Annotated in this window: 24 protein-coding genes; 14 read left to right on the top strand and 10 right to left on the bottom strand. The window is 64.8% G+C overall.

The genetic code is table 11. The features are described from left to right. Positions 1-2 precede the first annotated feature (2 nt). The 5 genes from AC0L2L_RS12125 to AC0L2L_RS12105 form a co-directional block, all read right to left on the bottom strand. On the bottom strand, positions 3-1,007 hold the full coding sequence (locus AC0L2L_RS12125; RefSeq protein ID WP_473578589.1) for a DUF2336 domain-containing protein: 1,005 nt from the start codon (positions 1,005-1,007) through the stop codon (positions 3-5). A 462-nt stretch (positions 1,008-1,469) separates the two neighbouring features. Next, positions 1,470-2,018, bottom strand: a complete 549-nt coding sequence (locus AC0L2L_RS12120) for a DUF1254 domain-containing protein (RefSeq protein WP_473578587.1) — start codon at positions 2,016-2,018, stop codon at positions 1,470-1,472. Next, the gene (locus AC0L2L_RS12115) at positions 2,011-2,595 is read right to left on the bottom strand and encodes a DUF1214 domain-containing protein (protein ID WP_473578585.1); all 585 of its coding nucleotides are present in this window, start codon (positions 2,593-2,595) and stop codon (positions 2,011-2,013) included. The genes AC0L2L_RS12120 and AC0L2L_RS12115 overlap by 8 nt, the downstream gene beginning before the upstream one ends. Positions 2,596-2,675: 80 nt before the next feature. Beyond that, on the bottom strand, positions 2,676-4,832 hold the full coding sequence (locus AC0L2L_RS12110) for a transglycosylase domain-containing protein (RefSeq protein ID WP_473578583.1): 2,157 nt from the start codon (positions 4,830-4,832) through the stop codon (positions 2,676-2,678). Between the two features lie 159 nt (positions 4,833-4,991). Beyond that, on the bottom strand, positions 4,992-5,630 hold the full coding sequence (locus AC0L2L_RS12105; protein WP_473578581.1) for a TetR/AcrR family transcriptional regulator: 639 nt from the start codon (positions 5,628-5,630) through the stop codon (positions 4,992-4,994). Positions 5,631-5,741: 111 nt separating this feature from the next. Between AC0L2L_RS12105 and AC0L2L_RS12100 the strand changes: the two genes are divergently transcribed. Together AC0L2L_RS12100 and AC0L2L_RS12095 are read left to right on the top strand one after the other, a co-directional pair. Next, entirely contained in the window at positions 5,742-8,150 is a 2,409-nt protein-coding gene (locus AC0L2L_RS12100; RefSeq protein ID WP_473578579.1) for a GcvT family protein, read from the top strand. 12 nt (positions 8,151-8,162) lie between these two features. Then, a complete protein-coding gene (locus tag AC0L2L_RS12095; RefSeq protein WP_473578578.1) occupies positions 8,163-9,716 on the top strand; it encodes a trimethylamine methyltransferase family protein in 1,554 nt (517 codons plus the stop codon). 16 nt (positions 9,717-9,732) lie between these two features. Here AC0L2L_RS12095 and AC0L2L_RS12090 read toward each other — a convergent pair whose 3' ends face one another. Then, the gene (locus tag AC0L2L_RS12090) at positions 9,733-9,894 is read right to left on the bottom strand and encodes a hypothetical protein (protein ID WP_473578576.1); all 162 of its coding nucleotides are present in this window, start codon (positions 9,892-9,894) and stop codon (positions 9,733-9,735) included. 92 nt (positions 9,895-9,986) lie between these two features. After that, positions 9,987-11,612: a chaperonin GroEL gene (gene groL / locus AC0L2L_RS12085; RefSeq protein WP_473578575.1), complete on the bottom strand. Its 1,626-nt coding sequence runs from the start codon at positions 11,610-11,612 to the stop codon at positions 9,987-9,989. A gap of 246 nt (positions 11,613-11,858) precedes the next feature. Between groL and AC0L2L_RS12080 the strand changes: the two genes are divergently transcribed. Together AC0L2L_RS12080 and AC0L2L_RS12075 are read left to right on the top strand one after the other, a co-directional pair. Further along, positions 11,859-12,122 (top strand): hypothetical protein, encoded by a 264-nt coding sequence (locus tag AC0L2L_RS12080; RefSeq protein ID WP_473578573.1) that lies wholly within the window; start codon positions 11,859-11,861, stop codon positions 12,120-12,122. Next, positions 12,119-12,385 carry a DUF1488 family protein gene (locus tag AC0L2L_RS12075; RefSeq protein WP_473578571.1) on the top strand — a complete coding sequence of 89 codons (267 nt, stop codon included), beginning with the start codon at positions 12,119-12,121 and terminating at the stop codon, positions 12,383-12,385. Before AC0L2L_RS12080 ends, AC0L2L_RS12075 begins: the two co-directional genes overlap by 4 nt. 87 nt (positions 12,386-12,472) lie before the next feature. Here AC0L2L_RS12075 and AC0L2L_RS12070 read toward each other — a convergent pair whose 3' ends face one another. Together AC0L2L_RS12070 and AC0L2L_RS12065 are read right to left on the bottom strand one after the other, a co-directional pair. Then, on the bottom strand, positions 12,473-13,105 hold the full coding sequence (locus tag AC0L2L_RS12070) for an NAD(P)-dependent oxidoreductase (RefSeq protein ID WP_473578570.1): 633 nt from the start codon (positions 13,103-13,105) through the stop codon (positions 12,473-12,475). Positions 13,106-13,145: 40 nt separating this feature from the next. Further along, positions 13,146-14,030 carry an SAM-dependent methyltransferase gene (locus tag AC0L2L_RS12065; protein WP_473578569.1) on the bottom strand — a complete coding sequence of 295 codons (885 nt, stop codon included), beginning with the start codon at positions 14,028-14,030 and terminating at the stop codon, positions 13,146-13,148. 127 nt (positions 14,031-14,157) lie between these two features. Here AC0L2L_RS12065 and AC0L2L_RS12060 point away from each other — a divergent pair, with 127 nt between their 5' ends. Both AC0L2L_RS12060 and AC0L2L_RS12055 read left to right on the top strand, forming a co-directional pair. Further along, a complete protein-coding gene (locus AC0L2L_RS12060; RefSeq protein ID WP_473578568.1) occupies positions 14,158-15,102 on the top strand; it encodes a LysR family transcriptional regulator in 945 nt (314 codons plus the stop codon). Positions 15,103-15,179: 77 nt separating this feature from the next. Continuing rightward, on the top strand, positions 15,180-15,587 hold the full coding sequence (locus AC0L2L_RS12055; protein WP_473578566.1) for a DUF3168 domain-containing protein: 408 nt from the start codon (positions 15,180-15,182) through the stop codon (positions 15,585-15,587). Between the two features lie 69 nt (positions 15,588-15,656). On the opposite strand, the gene AC0L2L_RS12050 is transcribed toward AC0L2L_RS12055, so the two are convergent. Further along, positions 15,657-16,043 (bottom strand): ester cyclase, encoded by a 387-nt coding sequence (locus AC0L2L_RS12050; protein ID WP_473578565.1) that lies wholly within the window; start codon positions 16,041-16,043, stop codon positions 15,657-15,659. Positions 16,044-16,272: 229 nt separating this feature from the next. Here AC0L2L_RS12050 and AC0L2L_RS12045 point away from each other — a divergent pair, with 229 nt between their 5' ends. The 8 genes from AC0L2L_RS12045 to AC0L2L_RS12010 all read left to right on the top strand — a co-directional run bounded on the left by AC0L2L_RS12045 (position 16,273) and on the right by AC0L2L_RS12010 (position 23,419). Further along, the gene (locus AC0L2L_RS12045; RefSeq protein ID WP_473578564.1) at positions 16,273-16,572 is read left to right on the top strand and encodes a hypothetical protein; all 300 of its coding nucleotides are present in this window, start codon (positions 16,273-16,275) and stop codon (positions 16,570-16,572) included. Positions 16,573-16,636: 64 nt separating this feature from the next. Then, the gene (locus AC0L2L_RS12040; RefSeq protein ID WP_473578562.1) at positions 16,637-17,302 is read left to right on the top strand and encodes a response regulator transcription factor; all 666 of its coding nucleotides are present in this window, start codon (positions 16,637-16,639) and stop codon (positions 17,300-17,302) included. After that, positions 17,286-18,713, top strand: coding sequence for an ATP-binding protein (locus AC0L2L_RS12035; RefSeq protein WP_473578561.1), 1,428 nt, complete (start codon positions 17,286-17,288; stop codon positions 18,711-18,713). The genes AC0L2L_RS12040 and AC0L2L_RS12035 overlap by 17 nt, the downstream gene beginning before the upstream one ends. 137 nt (positions 18,714-18,850) lie before the next feature. Continuing rightward, complete coding sequence (locus tag AC0L2L_RS12030) at positions 18,851-19,288, top strand: hypothetical protein (protein ID WP_027164848.1); 438 nt, start codon at positions 18,851-18,853, stop codon at positions 19,286-19,288. A gap of 103 nt (positions 19,289-19,391) precedes the next feature. Beyond that, entirely contained in the window at positions 19,392-20,528 is a 1,137-nt protein-coding gene (gene ccmI / locus AC0L2L_RS12025; protein WP_473578560.1) for a c-type cytochrome biogenesis protein CcmI, read from the top strand. A gap of 4 nt (positions 20,529-20,532) precedes the next feature. Next, on the top strand, positions 20,533-20,973 hold the full coding sequence (gene ccmE, locus AC0L2L_RS12020; RefSeq protein WP_473578558.1) for a cytochrome c maturation protein CcmE: 441 nt from the start codon (positions 20,533-20,535) through the stop codon (positions 20,971-20,973). Positions 20,974-20,975: 2 nt separating this feature from the next. Beyond that, positions 20,976-22,958: a heme lyase CcmF/NrfE family subunit gene (locus tag AC0L2L_RS12015; protein ID WP_473578557.1), complete on the top strand. Its 1,983-nt coding sequence runs from the start codon at positions 20,976-20,978 to the stop codon at positions 22,956-22,958. Then, positions 22,955-23,419 (top strand): cytochrome c-type biogenesis protein, encoded by a 465-nt coding sequence (locus AC0L2L_RS12010; protein ID WP_473578556.1) that lies wholly within the window; start codon positions 22,955-22,957, stop codon positions 23,417-23,419. Before AC0L2L_RS12015 ends, AC0L2L_RS12010 begins: the two co-directional genes overlap by 4 nt. The last annotated feature ends 97 nt before the right edge of the window (positions 23,420-23,516 follow it).

Genomic DNA, 23,516 nt, shown 5'->3' with positions numbered 1-23,516 from the left:
GTTCAGGAGGCCTTGAGGCTGCCGCTGGCTTCGTCGCTGTTCGACACATCGCGCCGTTCTGCACTGATAGTGTCGGGCGCCTTGCCGCGGATGGCCTGCGACAAGGTCTCGGCCTTCCAGGCGCGTACCTTGTCGAGCGCCGCCTCGCGGTGCAGCAGCCGGTAGCGGTCGAGGAACAGGCGGATCGCCTGCGGATGCGGAAACTCGCCGGGATAGACCGCAACCGCGATCAGGAACGCCCTGTCTTCGCCGAGGTCGAGAGCGCGCAGCGCCGCAAGCAATGCGGTATAGCTTGGCTGCCCGGTCACCGAGCGGGCGGTCGCGAAGTCGATGTCCAGCGTGTCGGCAAGGGCGGTCTGGAAGAAGGCCGCGTTGCCGGTCAGCGCCGTCTCGCGCAACTTCACATAGGCCGGCTGGCCGAGGAAGGTGTTGACGTCCGCACTTTCGTCGGCCGGGCGCATCATCGCACGCAGGCGGCGCCTAGCATTCTCCGCTGCATCGCCGGGCACGGAACTGGTGTCCGCTTTGGTTACGGGCTCTGGTTTCGGCGCAAGCCTGGTGACTGTCCCCGGCGGCCGCGTCTTGACCAGCGTCGGCCTTTCCAGCACGCGGATCAGGTCGGCGATCGTCGGGTTGAGCTCCTTGCGACGCGCAATGGCGCGCGCGTGCGGCAGCCCGTGCCGGCCGATCAGCGCGATTAGGTCGACGTCGCTCAGCGCGTTGGAGCGGGTGAGCAGCGGGGCGGCGATCTCGACCGGCTCTTGGGCCAGCCGCCTGACCAGCGCGGTCGGCGCATATTCGCATTCGGAAAGGGCAGCGGCGACATAGCGGCGCGACTCGACCGATACGTTGTCGAACAGGGGCAGCGTCAGGTCCTCGAGCTGGGCGATCTCGCGCCGCGAGGGGCGCGTCAGCGAGCAGAAGGCGGACACGGCGGCGCGGAACAGCCTTTCGGCCTTTCCCGCTTCGGTCCGGATAGCGATTTGCCTGAAATCCGAAGATGACACGGAGGATACGCCCGATACTCGACACAGTCCTGAACCGCGCAATCCAGCCGGGCCGGTTTCGCAATTCCAGGAAAAACAAACATCAAATTAGCCGCGATCCGTTAGCGCTCCGTTAACCCTCTACGCCTCTTAATCAACTTTGGAGGCGTTGCGTTGTGCTCCGGTCAAACCGAGAGGAATGCGCGAACCATGGGCATGGTCCTATCTTTTGTGCCGCGAGCGGCACCTGTAAATCGAGCAAGTCACGACACCGCGACGGCGGCGGCGGTCATCATTTTCCCCGGCGTCCGCTACGAATTGCGTCCGCAGGCTAGTGAAGTGCAGCCCGGCAAAGGCAGCCCGGACAAACCTGCCTCGCCGTCACCTTCCTCGCCGCATCACTGATAGCAATTCCGGACGGAAGGCTGCAGCGAAGTCGCCGAGCCCAACCGCTTCACGTTTTTTCCTGGAAAATTGCTTGCGTCAATAATCCTGCAATTCGCAGGCGCTCTGCTCGAGGAAGCGTGACACGATCGGCTTCCAGCTCTCGTCCGGCACGAAGGCGCGGACGACGAAAATGCCTTCCTCGATCGGCGCCTCGACGAAGATCGCGCCCTGCAAATCCTCCGGGAGGTCGCGCCGCATATCGATCATCTGCGCTGGCGTCAGCACCACCGTGTCAAGCTTTTCGCCATTGGCGTTGTGGTCGTTGAAGGAATAGAGGTTGTGGCCGCTGCTGTCGTAGACCGACGCCGACCAGAACGGCACGTCGCCCGGCGCCTTGATCCGCACCAGTCCGTCGGCGAGATCGAAACGGCAGGCGGCCGCATAAAAAAGCGGGTCGACCGATTTCACCACCGGTGCGCCGCCGGCCTCGGCGTCCAGCCGCGTCATCTTGTAGAGGTCGGAGGCCAGGGCCAGCCGCGACCAGGCATCGCGCTCGGAAAATTCAGGCACCAGGAACAGCACGACGATGTGCACGATGCCGGCACCGAGCAAGCCGAGGATCAGGGCGTGCAATAGGCTACGCATTGCAGCCCGCCTTCATGATGCGCGGCAGCGTCACGTCGGACAGGCCTGTGCTCGAGGCGATCGGCGTGTCGTAGAAGGTCAGCACGAAGTACATCTTGCCGGAGCCGCCGGTCAGCAGCCAGTTGCCGGGGGCCGGGCGGTTGCCGACCGAGATGACGACTGAATTGTCCGGCTGACGCAGCACTTCGTAGGACTGCAGCGCCGCCTGCCTCGGCTTGCCGGTGCCGATCACGCCAAGCGACTGGTCGGCGGCATAGAGCGTCCAGAACCGGGCGGTCGGATAACCGCCCTCGATCGTGTAGGCGCATTCGCGTTTCAGCGGCTCGCCTGCATCGTCGCGCTCGGCGACGAAGGCGAGCCCCTCGGCCCGGCCGAGCGCCAGCACGCCCTCGCGCGCCACGCGCGCCTTGGAATAGGGGTCGGCGTCCAGCGTTCCGACTTCGGGGAAGGCGGTCCATTGGCCGATGCGGATCGCACCGACGCCGTCCTGCGCATTGAGCGCATACCAGACGCTGTAGCCGCCAAGCCCGATGGCTATGGCAAGCGAAAGCAGCGTCAGGATGGCGTTCTTGAGCATGAGAGCCGCAAACAGAGGAAGTTGCCCGGGATATCGCGGCGCGGGGTGCCGTGGCAAGCCGGCTTCGCGCGGGGGCGGTTCTAAAGCGCCGAAAGCGTCTCCGGCAGGGTGGGTGCGTCGAGCACGGGGGCGGCCTGGAACGTCTTGGTCATGTCCCTCAGCGTCTGGGTGGTGCGGTTGGAAAGCACCGGCGGACGTTCGGCCTCGGCCTGCGCCGCTGCGGTGTCGGCTTCCTTTTTCGCCGCTTCCTCGGCCTTGGCCGCCACCTCAGGATCGACCCATGGATGATCGATGCCGGGGATCGGCTTCAGGTCGATATTCTGGTGCGCATAGACCATCAGCCGCTGCCAGACCATTGCCGGCAGGGTGCCGCCGGTCATTTTGTTGGTCGCCGTGAAATCGTCATTGCCGAGCCAGACGGCGGCCGTGTAATTGCCCGTGAAGCCGACGAACCAGGCGTCGCGATAGGATTGCGTCGTGCCGGTCTTGCCGGCGACGACGATGTTCGGAAGCTGGGCGCGTCTCGCCGTGCCGATGACGGGTACCGCCGCCAGCATGGTGTTCATGTATTTCAGCGCCTTTTCCGACAGCACCCGGTGCGGCGGCGCCGCGTCCTTGGCCCAGTCATAGACCACTTCGCCCGTGCGGGTGACGAGCTGGGTGATGCCGTGGCGCGAGCCGACGAAGCCGTTCTGGGCAAAGACGCTGTAGCCGGTCGCCTGGTCCATCACGGTCATGCCGGACGTGCCGAGCACCATGGTCTTGTGCGATTCCAGCGGCGATTCCACGCCCATCGATTCCGCCATCGCCTTGATCGGGCTGATGCCGAGGTAATCCTTGGCGAGCCGCACCGGCACCGTGTTGATCGACTTGGCGATCGCCGTGAGCAGCGTGACATTGCCGGCCGACCCGCCGCTGTAGTTGTGCGGCGACCAGCTGCCCCAGCTGACGGCGCCGCCCGAAACCACCGAGTCCGGCGTGAAGCCGTGCTCCATCGCTGTGGCGTAGACATAGGGCTTGAAGGACGAACCGGTCTGGCGCAGCGCCTTGGTGGCGCGGTTGAACTGCGAGGTGCCATAGTCGCGGCCGCCGACGATGGCGCGCACCGCGCCATTGGTCTCGATCACCACCACTGCGCCTTCGGTGACGTTGTACTCCTTGCCGAACTGGCGAAGGTGGAACTCGACAGACTCCTCCGCCGCCTTCTGGATGTTGGCGTCGAAGGTGGTGTGGGCGACCAGCGAGTGCTGGCCGGGCTTGGCGATCTTCTTCACCTCGTCGAACGCCCAGTCGAGGAAATAGTCGGGACTCTTCTGCTCGCCGCGGTCGACGACGTCGGCCGGATGCAGCCGCGCCTGCAGCACCTGGCCCTCGGTCATGAAGCCGGAATCGACCAGGTTGGAGAGCACCACATTGGCGCGCGCGCGCGCCGCCGGCAGGTTGATGTGCGGGGCGTATTTGGTCGGCGCCTTGAACAGGCCGGCCAGCATTGCCGCCTCGGCAAGGTTCAGGTCCTTGACGCTCTTGCCGAAATAGAAATCCGCCGCCGCCTCGATGCCGAACGTGCCGCCGCCCATATAGGCGCGGTCGAGATAGAGCTGCAGGATCTCCTTCTTGGACAGGTTCGCTTCCAGCCATAGCGACAGGAAAGCTTCCTTGATCTTGCGCTCCAAGGTGCGTTCGTTGGACAGGAACAGGTTCTTGGCGAGCTGCTGCGTGATGCTGGAGCCGCCCTGGACCACCGAATTGGCGCGCACATTCTCGAAGATCGCGCGCGACAGGCCGAGCACATCGATGCCGTAATGGTCGAAGAAACGCCGGTCCTCGGTCGCCAGCACCGCCTTGATGACGATGTCGGGCATCTCGTCGACCGGCACGGAATCGCGCTGGATGATGCCGCGCTGGCCGATCTCGTTGCCGTAGCGGTCGAGGAAGGTGACGGCGAAGTCGCCCTGGTTGCGCCAGTCGCCGGTGGTGATGTCGAAGGCAGGCATGGCGAGCGCGAGCAGCACCACGAAGCCGCCGGCACCCATGGTGAAGCCCTCGCTCAGCACCTCGATGATGGCGCGGCGCCAGCCATGCACACGGAAACGGCGGGAAAAGATGGTCGCGGCTTCCCAGAATTCGCCCGCCTTGAAACCGATCTCATAGAGCGAGGAATCGAGCCACGCGTCGACGCCGAGCAGCGCCGAAGCGATCCGGCCTCTTCTCTTGTGTGGTTTCGAAGGACCTGCCATTCGACTTCCGCCCGACGCACTTTTGCCCGAAAACTGCGTGCGGGCAGTTTCAGGGTGGCACCCTGTCAAACTATTCGACCATTTTATCACCGCTCACAAGGGCAGCGAAGCCACAGCACAAGCTTTGTTGAACGCTAAGGCTGGTCGTGCTCGGCGATATCACCGCGCCGCGATGAAGCGCATGAAATGCGCCACATCCGCCTCGCTCGGCTCAAGGCCGGTGAAGGCGCGCAGATAGGCTGCCAGATGGCTGACGCGCGCCTCGACCGGTTCCTTCAGGTCGAGCACGTAATAGCCGATCTGCATGTAGTAGAGCACGCGGGCGCGGATGAAGGCCTCCTCGCCGTCATAGCCGTGCCGGCGGTACATGTCGCGGATCGCGCTGAGGCGATCGTCGTCCGCCTTGTCGATCATGCGCCGCACGTCGTCGGAGCGGCGCGCCCATTCGCGGACGGCGAAATCGAGCCGCGGGTCGAACAGGCGCTCGTCGGCCCAGCATTCGAACACGTTCAGCACGCCCATGATGATGGTTTCGGCGGGGCGCTGGGCGCGTTCGACGATCGCCTTGGTGTTGGTCTCGTGCCAATGCGCGAGCAACTGGTCAAGCAGGTCCTGCCGGCTCTCGAAATACCAATAGAAGCTGGAGCGTGAGACGCCGAGCTTCTGTCCCAGCGTCAGCACGCGCACGCTCTCGATGCCGTCGGAAATCAGCGTTTGCAGCGCGAGGTTGATCCAGTCCGCGCGGGTCACCTTGATATTGCCGAGCGCCGGCTCGTCCCGGGGAGCAGTCATGATCATGCCTGCACAATAGGCACGGCGCGGAGCGCTGTGCAAGCTCTGGACAGAAGTGTCTAGACACATATGTACAGTCTATGTATCGTAAGGGCCTCCAACGAGAGGGAGAGGCTCGTGAAGTCGCATTACCGGGCAGTCGTCATCGGGGGAGGCGTGGTCGGCGCCTCGGTGCTCTATCACCTGACGCGGTTCGGCTGGAGCGATGTGGCGCTCATCGAGCGCGCCGAGCTGACGGCGGGCTCGACCTGGCACGCGGCCGCTGGTTTCCATGCGCTCAACGCCGATCCCAATATCGCGGCGCTGCAGGACTACACGATCAAGCTCTATCGCGAGATCGAGGCGGAATCCGGCCAGAATGCCGGGCTGCACATGACCGGCGGCGTCAACATGGCGAGCGACCCGCAGCGCTGGGAATGGCTGAAATCGGCCTGGGCGGTGTTCCAGTCGGTCGGCATCGAGACGGCCCGTCTGGTGAGCCCGGAAGAGATCAAGGAAATCTGTCCGATCGTCGATGTCGGCGGCGTGCTCGGCGGCCTCTATGATTCGAACGAGGGCCATCTCGATCCTTACGGCACCACGCATGCCTATGCCGGAGCGGCCAAAAAGCGCGGCGCCGATGTCATCTTGCGCAACCGCGTCGTCGAGTTGCGGCCACGCGCCGACGGCGGCTGGGACGTCGTCACCGAGAAGGGCACGATCATCGCCGAGCATGTCGTCAATGCCGGCGGCCTGTGGGCCAAGCAGGTCGGCTTGATGGCCGGCGTCGACCTGCCGGTGACGCCGATGGAGCACCATTATTTCGTCACCGAGGACATCCCGGAAGTAGCGGCGCTGGACAAGGAACTCGGCCTCGCCGTCGATCTCGACGGCTTCTCCTATTTGCGGCAGGAGCGGAAGGGCGTGCTGCTCGGCGTCTACGAGCAGAACCCGAAGCACTGGAACATGGACGGCGCGCCGTGGGACTACGGCATCGAGCTGATCCCCGAGGATATCGACCGCATCAGCCCGGAGCTCGCAAAAGCCTATGAGCGCTTTCCATGCCTTGCCACGGCCGGTATCCGCAAATGGGTCAACGGCGCCTTCACCTTCACGCCGGATGGCAACCCTCTGGTCGGCCCGGTCAGGGGACTGCGCAATTATTGGGTCGCCTGCGGCGTCATGGCCGGCTTCAGCCAAGGCGGCGGCGTCGGCAAGTCGCTGGCCGAATGGATGATCTATGGCGAGCCGCAAGCCGACATTTTCGGCATGGACATCGCCCGCTACGGTGCGTTTGCCGCCAACCGCGAATATCTGCGGCAAACCACACGCCAGTTCTATGCCCGCCGCTTCGTCATGACCTTCCCCAATGAGCGGCTGCCGGCCGGCCGGCCGCTGAAGCGACCCGGCGCCTATGACGGCATGACGGCCGCCGGCGCCGAGTGGACGGCATCGTGGGGACTGGAAATCCCGGCCTATTTCGCACCGATGGGTTTTCGCGAGGAAACGACGCTGAAGCGCTCCAACGCTTTCGACATCGTCGGCGACGAGGTGCTGCAGGTCCGCCGCGCCGCCGGCCTTGTCGATACCACGGCCTTTTCGCGCTACACCGTGTCAGGCCCCGGCGCCGAGGCCTGGCTCGACCGGCTGCTCACCTGCCGGCTGCCGACGCCGGGGCGGGCCCGGCTTGCGCCGATGCTTGGGTCTGACGGCCGGCTCAAGGGCGATCTCACCGTGCTCAATTGGGACGGCGAGTATTGGATCATGGGTTCCTACTATTTGCGCGAATTCCATATGCGCTGGTTCGAGGCGCATCTGACGGATGGCGTCACGGTCACCGATATTTCCGATGCCGTATCCGGCTTCCTCGTCACCGGGCCGAATGCAAGGAAGATCGTCGAACGAACCACGCATCGGGACCTCTCCGCCAGAACCTTCCCCTTCATGGCCTGTGGCGCGTTCGACATCGGCATGGTTCGTGCCCGGGTTTCCCGGCTGTCGATCGCCGGCGAGCTTGGGTTCGAGATCAATTGCCCGGCCACCCTGCATTCGACCCTGCGCGAGACGCTGCTTGCAGCCGGCGAGGACCTCGGCCTTGCCGAGATCGGTTACTACGCGCTGAATTCGCTGCGGCTGGAAAAGAGTTTTGGCATCTGGTCGCGCGAATTCACGCAAGGCTACACGCCCGGCGAGACCGGACTCGACCGCTTCATCGCTTTCGACAAGGGCGATTTCATCGGCCGCGAGGCGGCGCTCAAGGAGCGCGAGGCTGGCGTCGCGCGGCGCATCGTGACGCTGGAAGTCGATGCGGTCGACGCCGATGCCAGCGGCTTCGAGCCGGTCTGGTACAAGGGGCGGCGCGTCGGCTTCGTCACTTCCGGAGGCTATGGCTACACGGTCGGCAAGAGCGTCGCCCTGGCGTTGCTCGATGACGATTTCGCCGGGGAGGGGACCGAACTTTCCGTCCACATTGTCGGGGTCGAACGGCCTGCGCGCATCATCGCGGTCTCGCCTTACGACGCTCAAGGCAAGGCGATGCGGCAATGAGGAGGAACCGCCATGATTGACGAGGCCGCACGTGATCTCAGGCGCGAGCGCCGGCGGGGACGCACCGGCGAAGCGGGCAGCGAGTCGAGCCGGCACCCGAATTACCGGTCGCTGAAGAACCCCTTCCTGCCGCAGCCGATCTTTTCCGACGACCAGGTGGCGGCGATCCACGACACGGCGCTGCGCGTGCTGGAAGAACTCGGCATCAAGGTGCTGCTGCCCGCCGCGCGAGCGATCTACGCCAAGGCCGGTGCGTTGGTCGACGAGGACAGCCAGATGGTAAAGATCGGCCGCGACATGGTCCAGGCCGCACTCGCCGCGGCGCCGCGCTCGATCCCCGCCCTCGGCGGTGACCGATCGCGAGATTTGACGCTCGAGCTAGGCTCGATGACGTTCCTGGCCGGATCTGGCGCCCCCAATGTCACCGATCTCGAGCGCGGCCGCCGGCCGGGGACGCTCGCCGCCTTCGAGGAATTCATCAAGCTGATCCAGCATTTCGACGTGCTGCATATGCTCGGGCCCTGCGTCGAGCCGCAGGACATCGACAACCGCCTGCGCCACTACGCCTCCAACCGGGCGCAGCTGACGCTGTCGGACAAGTTCCCGTTCGTCTTCGCGCGCGGCACGCCGCAGGTCGAGGATGGTTTCGAGATGATCCGCCTGGCGCGCGGTTTATCCGAGGATCAGTTCCGCGCCGGCGCCTATTGCTACACCGTCATCAACACCAACTCGCCACGCCAACTGGACATCCCGATGGCGCAAGGCATTATCGATTTTGCCAAGGCTGGTCAGGTCCTGATCATCACGCCCTTCTGCCTGGCTGGCGCGATGGCGCCGATCACGGTCGCCGGCGCGCTGACGCTGCAGCATGCCGAAGCGCTGGCCGGCCTGACGCTTGCCCAGATCGTGCGGCCCGGTGCGCCGGTTGTCTATGGCTCGTTCTCGTCCAATGTCGACATGAAGTCGGGCGCCCCGGCCTTTGGCACGCCGGAACATATCAAGGCGACGCTCGGGGCCGGCCAACTGGCCCGCTACACCGGCTTGCCCTGGCGCTCCGGCGGCGGCAGCGCCGCCAACATTTCCGACGCGCAGGCCGCGCATGAGACGCAGTTCGCGCTGTGGGGCTCGGTGCTTGCGGGCGCCACCGTCTGCATCCACTCCGCCGGCTGGCTGGAAGGCGGCCTGAGCGTTTCCCTGGAAAAGCTGATCACCGACATCGAGGCGCTGCAAACCATCGCCGAGCTTTGCGCGCGCACACCGGGCGATGCCGATGCCATCGGCTTCGAGGCCATCGCCGAAGTGCAGCCGGGCGGTCATTTCTTCTCGGCCGCCCACACCATGGCCCGCTACCGTACGGCCTTCTACCAGCCGTTGGTGGCCGACTGGTCGAATTTCGGCAATTGGACACAGTCCGGCTCGAAGACGGCGACCGAGCGCGCGACCGGCATCTGGAAGCGGATTCTCGCCGACTTTCAGCCGCCGCCGGCTGCAGCCGCCACCGCCGATGTCCTCGACGAGTTCATCGCGCGGCGCACCGAGGAAGGTGGCGCCGCCCCGGTGTCGTGACGGCGACAAGCGCCCATTACATTGGGCGCTTGTCGCCGACCTTTTGCGGGTCCTCGCACGCAGTGTCGGCATCGGCTTTCCGGTGCTTTTCCGCGGCAAGCCGGCGGATACGATCGAAGCGGTTTTCCTCGGCTGCTTCAGTCGGCGCGGCAATCGGCTTCTGTGCGAACGTGATCATTCGTCGATCCCTTCCTTTTTGGTTGGTATTCGGATCAGCGGTCGAGCTTGTCGGCGCCTGGTGTCGCATAGCTTGCTTGCGGCAGGGATTGGTTAGTAGCCCATGCCGCCGCCGCCGGGAGAAGGCGCTGCATCTTTGGCCGGTATGTCGGTGATCATGGCCTCGGCGGTGATCAACAGCGCCGCGATCGAACAGGCGTCCTGAAGTGCGGTCCGCACCACCTTTGCCGGGTCGACGATACCGGCCTTGATCATGTCGACATAGATTTCGTTCTGGGCGTCGAAACCCCGATTGTGGTCCTTGCTGTCGGAGAGCTTGCCGACGACGATCGAGCCTTCGACGCCGGAATTCTCGGCGATCTGGCGGATCGGCGCCTCGAGCGCCCTGAGCACGATCGAGATGCCGGCCGTCACATCGGCATTGGCGCCCGTCAGTCCGGCCAGGGCCGACCTGGCGCGCAGCAACGCCACGCCACCGCCTGGAACAATGCCTTCTTCGACAGCGGCGCGCGTCGCGTTCAGCGCATCGTCGATGCGGTCCTTCTTTTCCTTGACCTCCGACTCGGTGGCGCCGCCGACGCGGATGACCGCGACGCCGCCGGAAAGCTTGGCCAGCCGCTCCTGCAGCTTTTCCTTGTCGTAGTCGGATGTGGTTTCCTCGATCTGTCCCCTGATCTGGGCGATGCGCGCCTGGATGTCGGCCTTGCCGCCGGCGCCGTCGATGATCGTTGTGGTGTCCTTGTCGATCAGCACGCGCTTGGCGCGGCCGAGCATATCGAGGGTGACGTTCTCCAGCTTGATGCCGAGATCCTCCGATATCATCTGGCCGGCGGTGAGCACGGCAATGTCTTCCAGCATCGCCTTGCGGCGGTCGCCGAAGCCGGGCGCCTTGACGGCCGCGACCTTGAGGCCGCCGCGCAGCTTGTTGACGACCAGCGTCGCCAGCGCTTCGCCCTCGACGTCCTCGGAGATGATCAGCAGCGGCCTGCCGCTCTGCACGACGGCTTCCAGGATCGGCAACAGCGCCTGCAGATTGCCGAGCTTCTTTTCGTGGATGAGGACGTAAGGCTCCTCCAGCTCGGCGCGCATCTTGTCGGCATTGGTGACGAAATAGGGCGAAAGATAGCCGCGGTCGAACTGCATGCCCTCGACGACATCGAGCTCGGTGTCGGCTGTCTTGGCTTCCTCGACGGTGATGACGCCGTCATTGCCGACTTTGTTCATCGCCTTGGCGATCATGGCCCCGACGGTGTCGTCGCCATTGGCGGCAATGGTGCCGACCTGCGCGATCTCGCCCGAGGATTTGACCTTCTTGGCCCGCGCCTGGATCTCTTTGACCACAGCCGCAACCGCCTGGTCGATGCCGCGCTTGAGGTCCATCGGGTTCATGCCGGCGGCTACGAGCTTGGCGCCTTCGCGCAGGATCGAAGCGGCCAGCACCGTGGCTGTGGTAGTGCCGTCACCGGCAAGGTCATTGGTCTTCGAGGCCACTTCGCGCACCATTTGCGCGCCCATGTTCTCGAACTTGTCGGCGAGCTCGATCTCTTTGGCGACAGTGACGCCGTCCTTGGTGATGCGCGGCGCTCCATAGGCCTTGTCGATGACGACGTTACGGCCCTTGGGGCCGAGCGTCACCTTGACCGCGTTGTTGAGGAGCTCGACGCCGCGCAGCATGCGGTCGCGGGCATCGGTGGAGAATTTGATTTCCTTGGCGGGCATGATTTTTTCCAGTTCGGGCCGCCATAGTGGCTGCTGCACTTCTTATAGACCTGCTGGCACTCGATAGATAGGAGTGCCAAAAATTATTCGTGGGCATCGAAAATATTGAAAAGTATTATTTTGAAGATCGGATCCAGTGATTCGAAAAGACCAAAATATTTAGAAAATTGAAATTTCAGTTGTGAATAACTATCTTAACAGGTGAATTCATTTCGCCGCTCTAGCCGTAAAAAGGAGATTTCGACGATGGCCGAAGGCAGTCAAACCATCATGGAAAAAGCTGAAGCCCGCTTCCTGGAAAAGCAGAAGAAAACTGTGGAGCGAAACAAGGCGACGGCTGAGTATCTGTCTGAGGCGAAGGCCAGGACTATCAAGACGGCAAGGCTGAGGGAGTTGCGGCTGGCCAAGGAGGAGGCCGACCGTGTTGCCGAAGCCTCGAACCCTGCGCCGAAAAAGAAGCGGGCACCGCGCACAGTGAAGAAGGCCGATTCGACGGAGGTAAAATCATGAGCCTCACATTCCCCAACCAAAGCCGCAGCTATGACGAGGCTGGCAGACGAATTCGCTTCGTCGGCCATGACGGCATGTTCCAGATTTCATTCTCTGTGGCCGCGGATGCCATTTCCAATGCACCGCCAGGAACGGCGACCGCCGAAGCAACCTATCTGGCGGCCTTCGACACGGCTTCCGGCTCCATCCATGACGTCGCCGGCAAGGCCTATGCCCGCACTCGCAAGAGCATATATGTGCTGACCGCCGCCGATTTCGGCTGATTGGGATCATGGCGTCGTTCGATGCCGCACTCTACCGACAGTTGTCGACGGTGTGAGGTGCGCGCGGGTGCGCCTGTGTCGTGAGGATCAGTCAAGCAGCGACACGGCTTTGTGCGAATATGTGGGCTCGCCAAGCTGGGCGAGCATGAATGCCGCCACGTCGGCGCGCGCTAGCCTTGGCAGCAGCGATCTTGCTTGAATGCCGTTGCCGTGCCGAAACCTGCCGGTTGCGGGGCCGTTGCCGAGCTTTGGCGCCCGCACGATGGTCCAGTTGAGGCTGGACTGCGCGATGAGCCTTTCCTTGATTTCGTGATCCGCCACTTCATGGCGCAGCACGAGCGGCACGACGATGCCGCCGAGCAGCGGCCCCAATTGCCGGCGGCTGTCGCGAACGCCGAGGAAGGATTGATAGATGAGGCGGGCCGGACCGGTCCGCTGCATCGCTTCGACAATGAAGCCGATGCCCGCAATCACCGTCGCATCGTGCCTCAAAGGCACGCCGACACCGAGGCAGCTCAACACCGCGTCGTGACCGGCAATCGCGCCCTCCACCGCCTGGCGGTCGGCCACGTCTCCGATGATCACGCTCAGATGCTCGTGGCTGATGGCGAGTTTGCCAGGCGTGCGGACGAAGGCGGTCACCATATGGCCTTCCGTCAGCGCCGCCGAGACGAGAGCGCGGCCCGTCGCGCCGGAAGCTCCAAAGATCAACAGCCTCATGGTCAGCCTCCCGGTTATCGTAAGCCCGGCCCGGTTGTCGTCAGCCCGGCTTGCGTCCGACGACGAAAGCGACCAGCGCTCCAGCCGGGCCTCGCAGCAGCCTTGTGTCGACATAACCGCATTCCTCGACCAGCGCCTGTGCCGCGCCTTTCTCGAAAACCGTGCCGCCCCACATTGTGGCGCGGAAACCGGCCAGCGCCTCTCCCAGCGCGTCCGGCCCCTGATTGACCATTGCCAGCAATAACCAGCCGCCCGCCTTCAGCGCCTCCCGGCAGCGCGGGACGATCGCCCTGACATGCGCTTCGGGAATGAAGGCGGTCGGCACAAAGGCGAGGTCGAACGTCTCTTCGAGGGCGACCTCCTGGCCGAGTCCGGTGTACAGGGCGATGCGGTGCGCAAGCCCGGCCGCTCTGACATTGGCATGGGCCTGGACTATCGCGTCGGGCGACGGATCTATGCCTACCGCCCGCAGCTCCGGCCACTCCCGCAGCATCGACACTGACAGCGCGCCGACACCGACCCCGATGTCGAGGAAGGCAGCGCCCGGCGCATCGAGCCTCTCCGGCAAGCCGGTAAGCTGCGGCGCGATCGATCGCTTGAGCAGCGCCGGGAAGCCAGCGGAAACGTCGCCCAAGGCCTGCCGCAGGATGGCCGCGGGTTCGGCGCCGGGTGCCGACAGCAGCGTGCTGCCCGACAACAGATCGACCTTGATACCCGCCAGCACCGGCAAAAGCTCGGCGGCGCTGGCGTCGGCAACTATGTCCGACACGCCGAGGCTGCCGAGCACGGCTTCGGCGCGGCGGGCGGCCTCGTCATCCAGCGCCATGCCGCGCAGTCGCGAATCCAGCGCGAGGCCGAGCGCCGCGAGCGCATTTACCGACGTAGCATGCCGCGCCACCATCGTTCTCAGGCTTTCGACGTCCATGGCTTTGCTCCTGATGGAGATCGGCCGATCCTCGCGCGGGGGGCCTGATCGGGCCATTGGCGATTTTCGCGCAAGCCTGTGCAAAACCGCACAAGCATCCAGCGCCGAGTTGGTCTAGAATGCGCCGGTGACGACAACCGGCGAACCGGACTGGAACGATCTGCGCTTCTTTCTCGCCGCCGCGCGGGCGGGAACGCTGTCGGGCGCGGCGCGCGCGCTGGGCGTGCGGCACACCACGATCGGCCGGCGCCTGGCGGCCCTCGAGGCTCAGCTCGGGGTTTCGTTGGTCGTACGCGGTCCCCAAGGCGTCGAGGTGACGCCGCTTGGCCGGAGATTGCTGCCGCTCGGCGAGGACCTGGAACGCGCCATCGAGGCGATGATGGCCTTGGCCCGCTCGGGCACGCACCGCGTCAGGCTGGCGCTGCCGACTGGGTTCAGCCCCTTCTTTGCCGAGCGCATGGCGGCTTTCCACAAGACCTGTCCCGACATCAGCCTTGAATTGACCAGCGGCAGCCGTCCCGTCGATCTGCGGCATGGCGAGGCCGACCTGGCGATCCGGATCGGGATCGTGGCCGATGAAACGCTGGTCGCGCGCAGGCTTTGCGTCTCGGGCTGGTCACTCTACGCTTCCCGAGCCTACCTCGATCGCCATCCGATGCCTATCGATCCACATCGACTGTCCGGGCACGAGATCATCGGCTTCCATGACAACCTTGCGGCCGTGCCCGGCGCCCGCTGGATCGAAGCCTATGGCAAGGGCGCGACGATTGTCCTTCGCATCGCCGAGATGACCGAGATGCTGGCGGCAGCGCTGGGAGGTGCTGGGCTGGCCGTGATGCCCTGCATGCTGGCCGAGCCGGAACCGCGCATGGTGCGGCTCACGCCCGAAATTCTCGGCAGCCACCCCGTTTCGCTTGTTTATCGCCGCGAGATCGGTGATGAGGCGCCCGTGCGCGCCGTGATCCGCTTCGTGACCGCCGTGATCAAGGACCATGCAACGATGATCAGCAGCGAGCCGCGCCGGCTCGCCGAAAGCGGCTCCCGGACCACGCGCGTTGATCTGGCGAAGTGAGCGCAACGCGGTTACGGTGCGCGCGAAACTGTCGGCGTGAAAGGTGTTCAAGGCGTGTCAGGCGAACGGAGAGATAGATGACGACGCCTGGCGATTTGATGCAGGCCTTGTTCCTGCGGCTGAAGACCGACGCCTCGCTGTCGGCGCTGCTGGGCGGCGTCGGCCTGCTTGAGAGCGCAAGCGACAAAGCGGCATTTCCCAACGTCACCTATGGCCGCACCAGCGCCTTTGACCTCGAGACGGGCGCCGACGATGACAGTGACCAACTCGTCACCTTTCACATCTGGTCGAAGGCCCAAGGCGAGGCCGAGACACGCCTCATCATGGACAGCATCAGGGCGCGCCTCGATAGCGCGGCGTTTTCCATCGGTTCGCGCGGCCAGACCCGCCTGTCGCTGGAATTCGCCGAAGCCCGCTATGACGAGGACCTTGCGGTCCATCATGGATTGCTGCGCTTCCGCGCGTTGACCCAGGACGCAGCCTGAGAAGCTGGCGCTGTGCAATTCCAGGAAAGTGCGTCGCGGTTTCCGTCCCGAATTGCGTAAAACAAATACCTAAAGCTGCGCCTGGATGGCGGCCTTGTCGATGACCGACCAGACCTCGCTTATGCGGCTGTCGTGGAATTCGTAGAAAACGTTCTCGGCGAAAGAAACGCGCTTGCCGTGGACGGGCAGGCCGAACAGCATGCCCTTGGGATGGCAGTCGAAATGCAACCGGGCCGCCACGCGCGGCGGCTCCGAGATCAACAGTTCGATATTGAATCGCAGGTCGGGAATGGCCTCGAAATCACTCTCCAGCATGCGCCGATACCCCGATAGCCCGATCGTCTCGCCATTATACTGAACCTCCTCGCCGACGAAGCGGCCCAGATTGTCCCAATCCTGGTCGTTCAGGCAGGCGATGTAGCCCCGGTAGAGATCGGCGATATCCTCGCGCGTCATCGCATGCTCCTATCGTCAACGGGCTGTCCTACACCAGCTAGGGCAGGGCGGAGAATCCGCATCCAAAAAGCGTAGCGGATCGAATGATTTTCCGGCTATGAATTCAAAGCCCGGCTCGAGGGAGCCCCGGCATCGACAGGATGTCTCGCGCAGGGGGTATTGCGGGCATGGATTTTCGGCCGTTCACTGTTCATTTCACGTTCAGCCCGTATGCGTTAGAACCGTGATCATGAAAAACCTTGGCCCTCCTCTCCGCAAAGCAGTACTGGCGCTTGCCGCAGCCGGCTTCTTTGCGTCGCAGGCGATCGCCCTGCCGCTCGTCGAGCCGTCGGTCGATCAGCCGGTCGTGCTCGCCGCTGGTGATTGCTATGCCATCGGCCAGCAGGTCGCCGCGCAGAATGGCGGCACGCTGGCCAAGGCGTCGCAGGCAACGCGAGGCGGCCAGCAGGTCTGCGTCATCGTCGTGCTTGTCCCCGGCAAGGACGGCCAGCGTCCGCGCCGCTCGGAAATCGTCGTTCCGGCGGGCTGATCCTCTCGTTTCCCAGGCCAGCGGAATCGGCCTATACGTCTACCCAACAACAGGCTTCCAACCCATGCGCGTGCTCGTCGTCGAGGATGACAAGGATCTCAACCGGCAGCTGGCCGATGCGCTGGTCGATGCCGGCTATGTCGTCGACCGGGCCTATGACGGCGAGGAGGGCCATTTCCTCGGCGACACCGAGCCGTACGATGCCGTCGTCCTCGACATCGGCCTGCCGCAGATGGACGGCGTCAGCGTCGTCGAGCGCTGGCGCCGCGGCGACCGCAAGATGCCGGTGCTGATCCTGACCGCGCGCGACCGCTGGAGCGACAAGGTGGCCGGCATCGACGCTGGCGCCGACGACTATGTGACCAAACCCTTCCACATCGAGGAGGTGTTGGCGCGGGTGCGGGCGCTGATCCGGCGCGCGGCCGGCCATGCCTCGTCGGAACTCACCTGCGGGCCTCTGCGCCTCGACACCAAGGCGTCCAAGGCCGATGTGAACGGCGTGCCGCTCAAGCTCACCTCGCATGAATTCCGGCTGCTCGCCTATTTGATGCACCATATGGGCGAGGTGGTGTCGCGCACCGAACTGGTCGAGCATCTTTATGACCAGGATTTCGACCGCGATTCCAACACCATCGAGGTGTTTGTCGGCCGGCTTCGCAAGAAGATGGGCATCGACATGATCGAAACCGTGCGTGGCATGGGCTATCGTATGCGTGAACCGGAGGCGTGACGCGGAACCGCTGCAGCCAACCATAAGCCCCCGGCCTTCGAAGCTGCGGCTTTGGCCGCGCTCGCTGACCTTTCGCGTCATCGCCTTTTCGACCATCTGGGCGATCCTGACGCTGGTCGTCATCTTCACCCTCATCACCACGCTTTACCGCCAGGCCAGCGAGCGCGGCTTCGACAGCCTGCTTTCGGCGCATCTGTTCAACCTGATCGGCTCGGTCGGCATTTCCGACAATGGCGCGCTGACCGGCTCGCCCGACCTCGGCGATCTGCGCTTTTCCGAGCCGAATTCCGGCTGGTACTGGTCGGTGGAGCCTGCCTCCGAAGGTGTGCATGGAGAGATCCATTCCTCCTCGATGACGACCTCGATCCTGTCGCCCAGCATCGCGGAAGTGCCGTTCAACGCGAACTTCCAGCGCAGCTACTCGATGGAAGGCATAAAGGGCGAGCAACTCGAAGTGTTCGAGAGCGAGTTCGTTCTCGACGCCAAGAACCGCGCCGCCCGTTTCCGCGTCATGGGCAACCACAGCGAGCTCGAGCAGGAGATCGCCAGCTTCCAGCGCCGCCTGCTCACCTATCTCTCGCTGTTCGGCGTCGGCATGATCGCCATCAACGCCATCGCCATCCTCTTGGGGCTCCAGCCTTTGCGCCGGGTCCGCAATGCGCTCGCCATGGTGCGCGAAGGCACGGCGCAGCGCCTCGACGGCAGCTTCCCGGCCGAGATCGAACCGCTGGCCAGCGAGACCAACGCGCTGATCGAGAACAACCGGCGCATCGTCGAGCGCTCGCGCACCCAGGTCGGCAACCTTGCCCATTCGCTGAAGACGCCTTTAGCCGTGCTGATCAATGAGGGCCGCGCGCTCGGCGGCGCCAAGGGCCAGCTGATCGCCGACCAGGCCGCCTCGATGCAGAAGCAGGTCGACCATTATCTGCAGCGCGCCCGCGTCGCCGCGCAGCGCGACAGCGTCGTTTTCCGCACGCCGGTTTCGCCGCTGGTCGAGCGCATGGTGCGCGTGCTGCAGAAACTCAACCCGCAAACGCGGCTGACGCTGTCGCTGCCGCCGGCCGAAATCGTCTTTGCCGGCGAGCGCGAGGATCTGGAGGAATTGCTTGGCAATCTGCTCGACAATGCGATGAAATGGGCAAAGAGCGCCGCTGCCGTTTCGGTCGCGCCCTCGCCGGGAATGAGCAACCTGTTTGAAATCGTTATAGAGGATGATGGCCCCGGCATTCCCGAGGACAGCGCGCGTGAAGTGTTGAAGCGTGGCAAGAGGTTGGACGAGACGAAGCCGGGAACGGGGCTCGGGCTGGCCATTGTCGCCGACCTCGTCAACGAGTATGGAGGCTCGCTGGCGCTGGAACGGTCCGGCATGGGCGGCTTGAGGGCGGTGGTGAGATTGCGGAGCCTTCATTGATGTTTTTTATCGATTTGCGTGCGGCTGCCAACGGCCAAATTTCCGACAAATATCAACACTATGGCCGTGCAAATCCTTTGATGGCGCGGTCCCCAGTCCATCCAGTTCCATCCCGCTCAAGAGAACCGGTTGTCGGCATGAAGATCCGCGTCGCGCTCGTTTCCGCCCTGCTCGCCGTTTCCGGCTGCACGACGCTGGGCAGAGGCGGGCCAACCTCTCCGGTCACGCCTGTTTCGACGCCGCCCGCCGGCGGCAAGGTGTCGACCAGCATCGTCTCGGCCATGAATGGCGGGCTTGTCGGCGGATCGATCGGCTCAGGCCTCAGCGATGCCGAAAAGCGCAAGGGGCTGGAAGCGGAATACAAGGCGCTGGAATACAACACCAGCGGCCAGAAGGTGACGTGGAAGAGCGACAACTCCTCGCATTATGGCGAAGTCGTCGCCGCTCAGCCTTACCGGGTCGGCTCGCAGGATTGCCGCCAGTACACCCACACCGTCTACACCAGCGGCGCGGGCGTCACCGCGCGTGGCACCGCTTGCCGCAATTCCGACGGCAGCTGGACGCCGCTGACCTGACAGGTTTCGAACGAAATCAGGCCGACGGCCGACGGTGCGGCCGTCAAAGCGTCGCAGTATGCTTGTGTTGGCAGGGCAAGGCTCTGCCTTTATTGGAAGAGCCATGCTGTTCTGGGTCATAGCCGCAATCCTCACGCTGGGCGCCAGCCTGGCGGTGCTTCTGCCGCTTGCCGGCGGCATGAAGGGCGCGTCGCCGGCAGGCGATCACGACCTCGAAGTCTATCGCGACCAGCTTTCCGAGCTCGACCGCGACATGGCGCGCGGCCTGATCCAGCCGGGGGAGGCTGAAGAAGCGCGTGCCGAGATCGGCCGCCGCATCCTGCGTCTCGGCGCGGCTGAGCGAACGGCCACCGCCAATCCCGGCCCCTCGCGCAGCGCCAGATTGGTCGCCAGCGTGGCCGTGCTTGCCGTTCCGCTGCTGAGCTGGGGGCTCTACGGCGTGCTCGGCTCTCCCGATTTGCCCTCGCAGCCATTAGCCGAACGTCTCGCCAAGAACCCGGCCGATTCCTCGGTCGACGAACTGGTTGCACGCGCGGAAGCCCACCTTGCCGCCAATCCGTCGGACGGCAAGGGCTGGGACATTCTGGCGCCAATCTATCTTCGCCTGCAGCGCTTCCCTGACGCGGTGACCGCCTACCGCAACGCCATCCGCCTCGACGGCGACAGCGCGGTGCGCCAGTCAGGCCTCGGCGAGGCGATTGCCAGTGCCGCCGGCGGCATCGTTTCGGCTGACGCCCAAAATGCCTTCGAGGCGGCCCTGAAGCTCGATCCCGCCAACGCCAAGGCGAATTTCTACCTGGCGGTCGGCCTTGCTCAGGAGGGCAGGAAAGCCGAAGCTGTTGCCGCCTGGCAAAAGATGCTCGGCCAGCTCGCGCCGGATTCGCCCTGGCGCAGCGCCGTTCAGCAGGCGCTTGCCGAGGCGGGCGAGCCGGCCGTCGCTTCCGGCACGCCGGCGAATGGGCCGGACGCGCAACAGATGGAAGCTGCGCAGCAGATGTCGCCGCAGGACCGGCAGGCGATGATCGAGACCATGGTCGCGGGCCTCGACGATCGCCTGAAGCAGAACCCCCACGACGAGGAAGGATGGATGCGCCTCATTCGTTCCTATGTCGTGCTCGGCAAGGCCGACCAGGCGCGCGAAGCGCTCGGCCGCGCTGTCGCCGTCTTTGGGGCGGACAGCGAACAGGCCAGGAAATTCACCGCCTTCGCCGCCTCGCTCGGCGTGACGGCGACGGAGTAAGGCAATGACGCGCAAGCAGAAGCGAATGTCGGTGATCCTGGCGGGGCTGGCTTTCCTCGCCGCCGCGACCGGGCTCACCTTCTATGCGCTCGGCCAGAAAGCGTCCTATTTCTACATGCCGGCCGATCTTGCGGCAGCAAGCGTGCCGCCAGGGCAGCGCATCCGGCTCGGCGGCCTGGTCGAGAAGGGCACCATCGTGCGCGGGCAGGGCGCCACCGTGGCCTTCTCGGTCACCGACAAGCAGAAATCGGTCAAGGTCACCTATACCGGCATCCTGCCCGATCTGTTCCGCGAGGAGCAGGGCGTCATCACCGAGGGCGCTTTCGGTCCCGACGGCGTGTTCATCGCCGACAGCGTCCTGGCCAAGCATGACGAGCGCTATATGCCCAAGGAAGTCGCCGATGGCCTGAAGGCCAAGGGCGTCTGGCAGGAAAGCACGAACTGACAATGGTAGAGACCGGACATTTCGCCCTTGTTCTCGCCTTCGCGCTGTCGCTGGTGCAGATGCTGGTGCCGCTCGTCGGCGCCCGCACCGGCAACCAGCGGCTGATGGCGGTCGGCGGTCCGGTCACCGTCACTGGCTTTGCGCTTACAGCGCTGTCCTTCGCCGTGCTCGCGAGCGCCTATGCCGGCTCTGACTTCTCGGTGGCGAGCGTCTGGGAGAACTCCCATTCGCTGCAGCCGATGATCTACAAGATCACCGGCACCTGGGGAAACCACGAAGGCTCGATGCTGCTGTGGGTGCTGATCCTGACCTTCTTCGGCGCACTCGTCGCCGTCTTCGGCAACAACCTGCCGGCGACGCTCAAGGCCAATGTGCTTGCCGTGCAGGGCATGATCGGCGCCGCCTTCTTCCTGTTCATCCTGGCGACCTCCAATCCGTTTACCCGCCTCAATCCGGCGCCGATCGAAGGCCGCGACCTCAACCCGGTCCTGCAGGACCTCGGCCTCGCCATCCATCCGCCGATGCTCTATCTCGGCTATGTCGGCTTCTCCATCTGCTTCTCCTTCTCGGTTGCGGCGCTGATCGAAGGCCGCATCGACGCCTCCTGGGCGCGCTGGGTGCGGCCGTGGACGCTGGTCGCCTGGATGTTCCTCACCGGCGGCATCGCCATGGGATCCTACTGGGCCTATTACGAGCTCGGCTGGGGCGGCTTCTGGTTCTGGGACCCGGTCGAGAACGCCTCCTTCATGCCCTGGCTTGCCGGCACCGCGCTGCTCCATTCGGCGATCGTCATGGAAAAGCGCTCGGCGCTGAAGATCTGGACGCTGCTGCTTGCCATCCTCACCTTCTCGCTGTCGCTGCTCGGTACCTTCCTAGTGCGCTCCGGCGTGCTTACCTCCGTGCATGCCTTCGCCACCGATCCGGCGCGCGGCGTCTTCATCCTGTGCATCCTGACGCTGTTCATCGGCGGCTCGCTGTCGCTGTTTGCGCTGCGCGCGTCGCGGCTGACCGCGGGCGGCCTGTTCCACCCGATCTCGCGCGAGGGTGCGCTGGTGCTGAACAACCTCTTCCTGACCACCGCCACCGCGACGGTGCTCGTCGGCACGCTCTACCCGCTGGCGCTGGAGGCTCTGACCGGCGGCAAGATCTCGGTCGGCGCGCCGTTCTTCGACCTGACCTTCGGCCCGCTGATGCTGCCGCTGCTTGCGATCGTGCCGTTTGGCCCGTTGCTCGCCTGGAAGCGCGGCGACGTCATTGCCGCCTCGCAGCGTCTGATGGCGGCCTTCGCGTTGGCGATCGCCACGATGCTGGTCACGGGCCTGTTCATCGACGGCGCTTCGGTGTTCGCCGCGCTCGGCGTCGGTCTCGCTGTCTGGCTGGTCGCCGGCGCGCTGACCGACCTTGCCGTCAAATCCGGTTTCGGCTCCGTGGCGCCGGCCGTCATGCTTCGCCGCTTCGCCGGTCTACCGCGCTCGGTCTTCGGCACGGCGCTTGCGCATCTCGGCCTTGGGCTGACCTTGCTCGGCATCGTCGGCACGCTCTGCTTCGGCACCGAAAAAATCCTCTCGATGCGCCCCGGCGAGACGGTGGAGCTCTCCGGCTACACGCTGCGCTTCGAAGGGCTCTCCCCGCGGAAAGGCCCGAACTTCACCGAGGATCGCGGCCGCTTCCTGCTGATCTCGGACGGCAATGAAGATGGCGTGATCACCTCGGCCAAGCGCTTCTATCCGGTCCGCCAGTCTGTGACGACCGAATCCGGCATCAGGACCTTGGGCTTGAGCCAGCTTTATCTGTCGCTCGGCGACGAGAACAATGACGGCTCCGTCGTCGTGCGCCTGTGGTGGAAGCCGCTGGTGACGCTGATCTGGGGCGGCGGCCTGGTGATGATGGCGGGCGCCGCCATGTCGCTGCTCGACCGCCGCCTGCGCGTCGGCGCGCCGGCAAGGCGGCGCAAGCCGGCGGCCGCCTTGCCGAGCCCGACATGAGGGCAAGGTTTTCACTCGCCTCGCTGGTCCTGCTGCTGGCGCTGCTCTTCGCCGGCTCCGCCTTGGCGGTGAAGCCGGACGAGGTGTTGCAGGATCCGGCACTGGAGGCGAGGGCGCGCGCGCTGTCCGAAGGCCTGCGCTGCATGGTCTGCCAGAACCAGTCGATCGACGAATCCGATGCCGATCTTGCCCGCGACCTGCGCATCCTCGTGCGCCAGCGCCTTGTCGCCGGCGACACCGACCAGCAGGTGATGAACTACATCGTCTCGCGCTATGGCGAGTTCGTGCTGCTCAAGCCGCGCTTCAGCCTGCGCAACGCGCTCTTGTGGGGCACGCCGGTGCTCCTGCTTCTGGTCGGCGGCCTGTTCATCATCGTCAGCGCCCGGTCGCGGCGTTCGGCATCGGATAGCACCCTGAGCGCCGACGAGCAGGCGGCGCTTGAAAAGATATTGCGAAACTGACGCAAGAATTGCAGACCTCGGAAGATGGTCGAAGCCCCCGTGCCGTCGTCATCCACGGGCGGAGCAAGGAGCGAAGCGACGCGGCGCAGACCCGAGG

It is taken from the genome of Mesorhizobium sp. WSM4832 (genome assembly GCF_055811115.1).
This window is presented reverse-complemented; position numbering and strand designations above follow the sequence as displayed.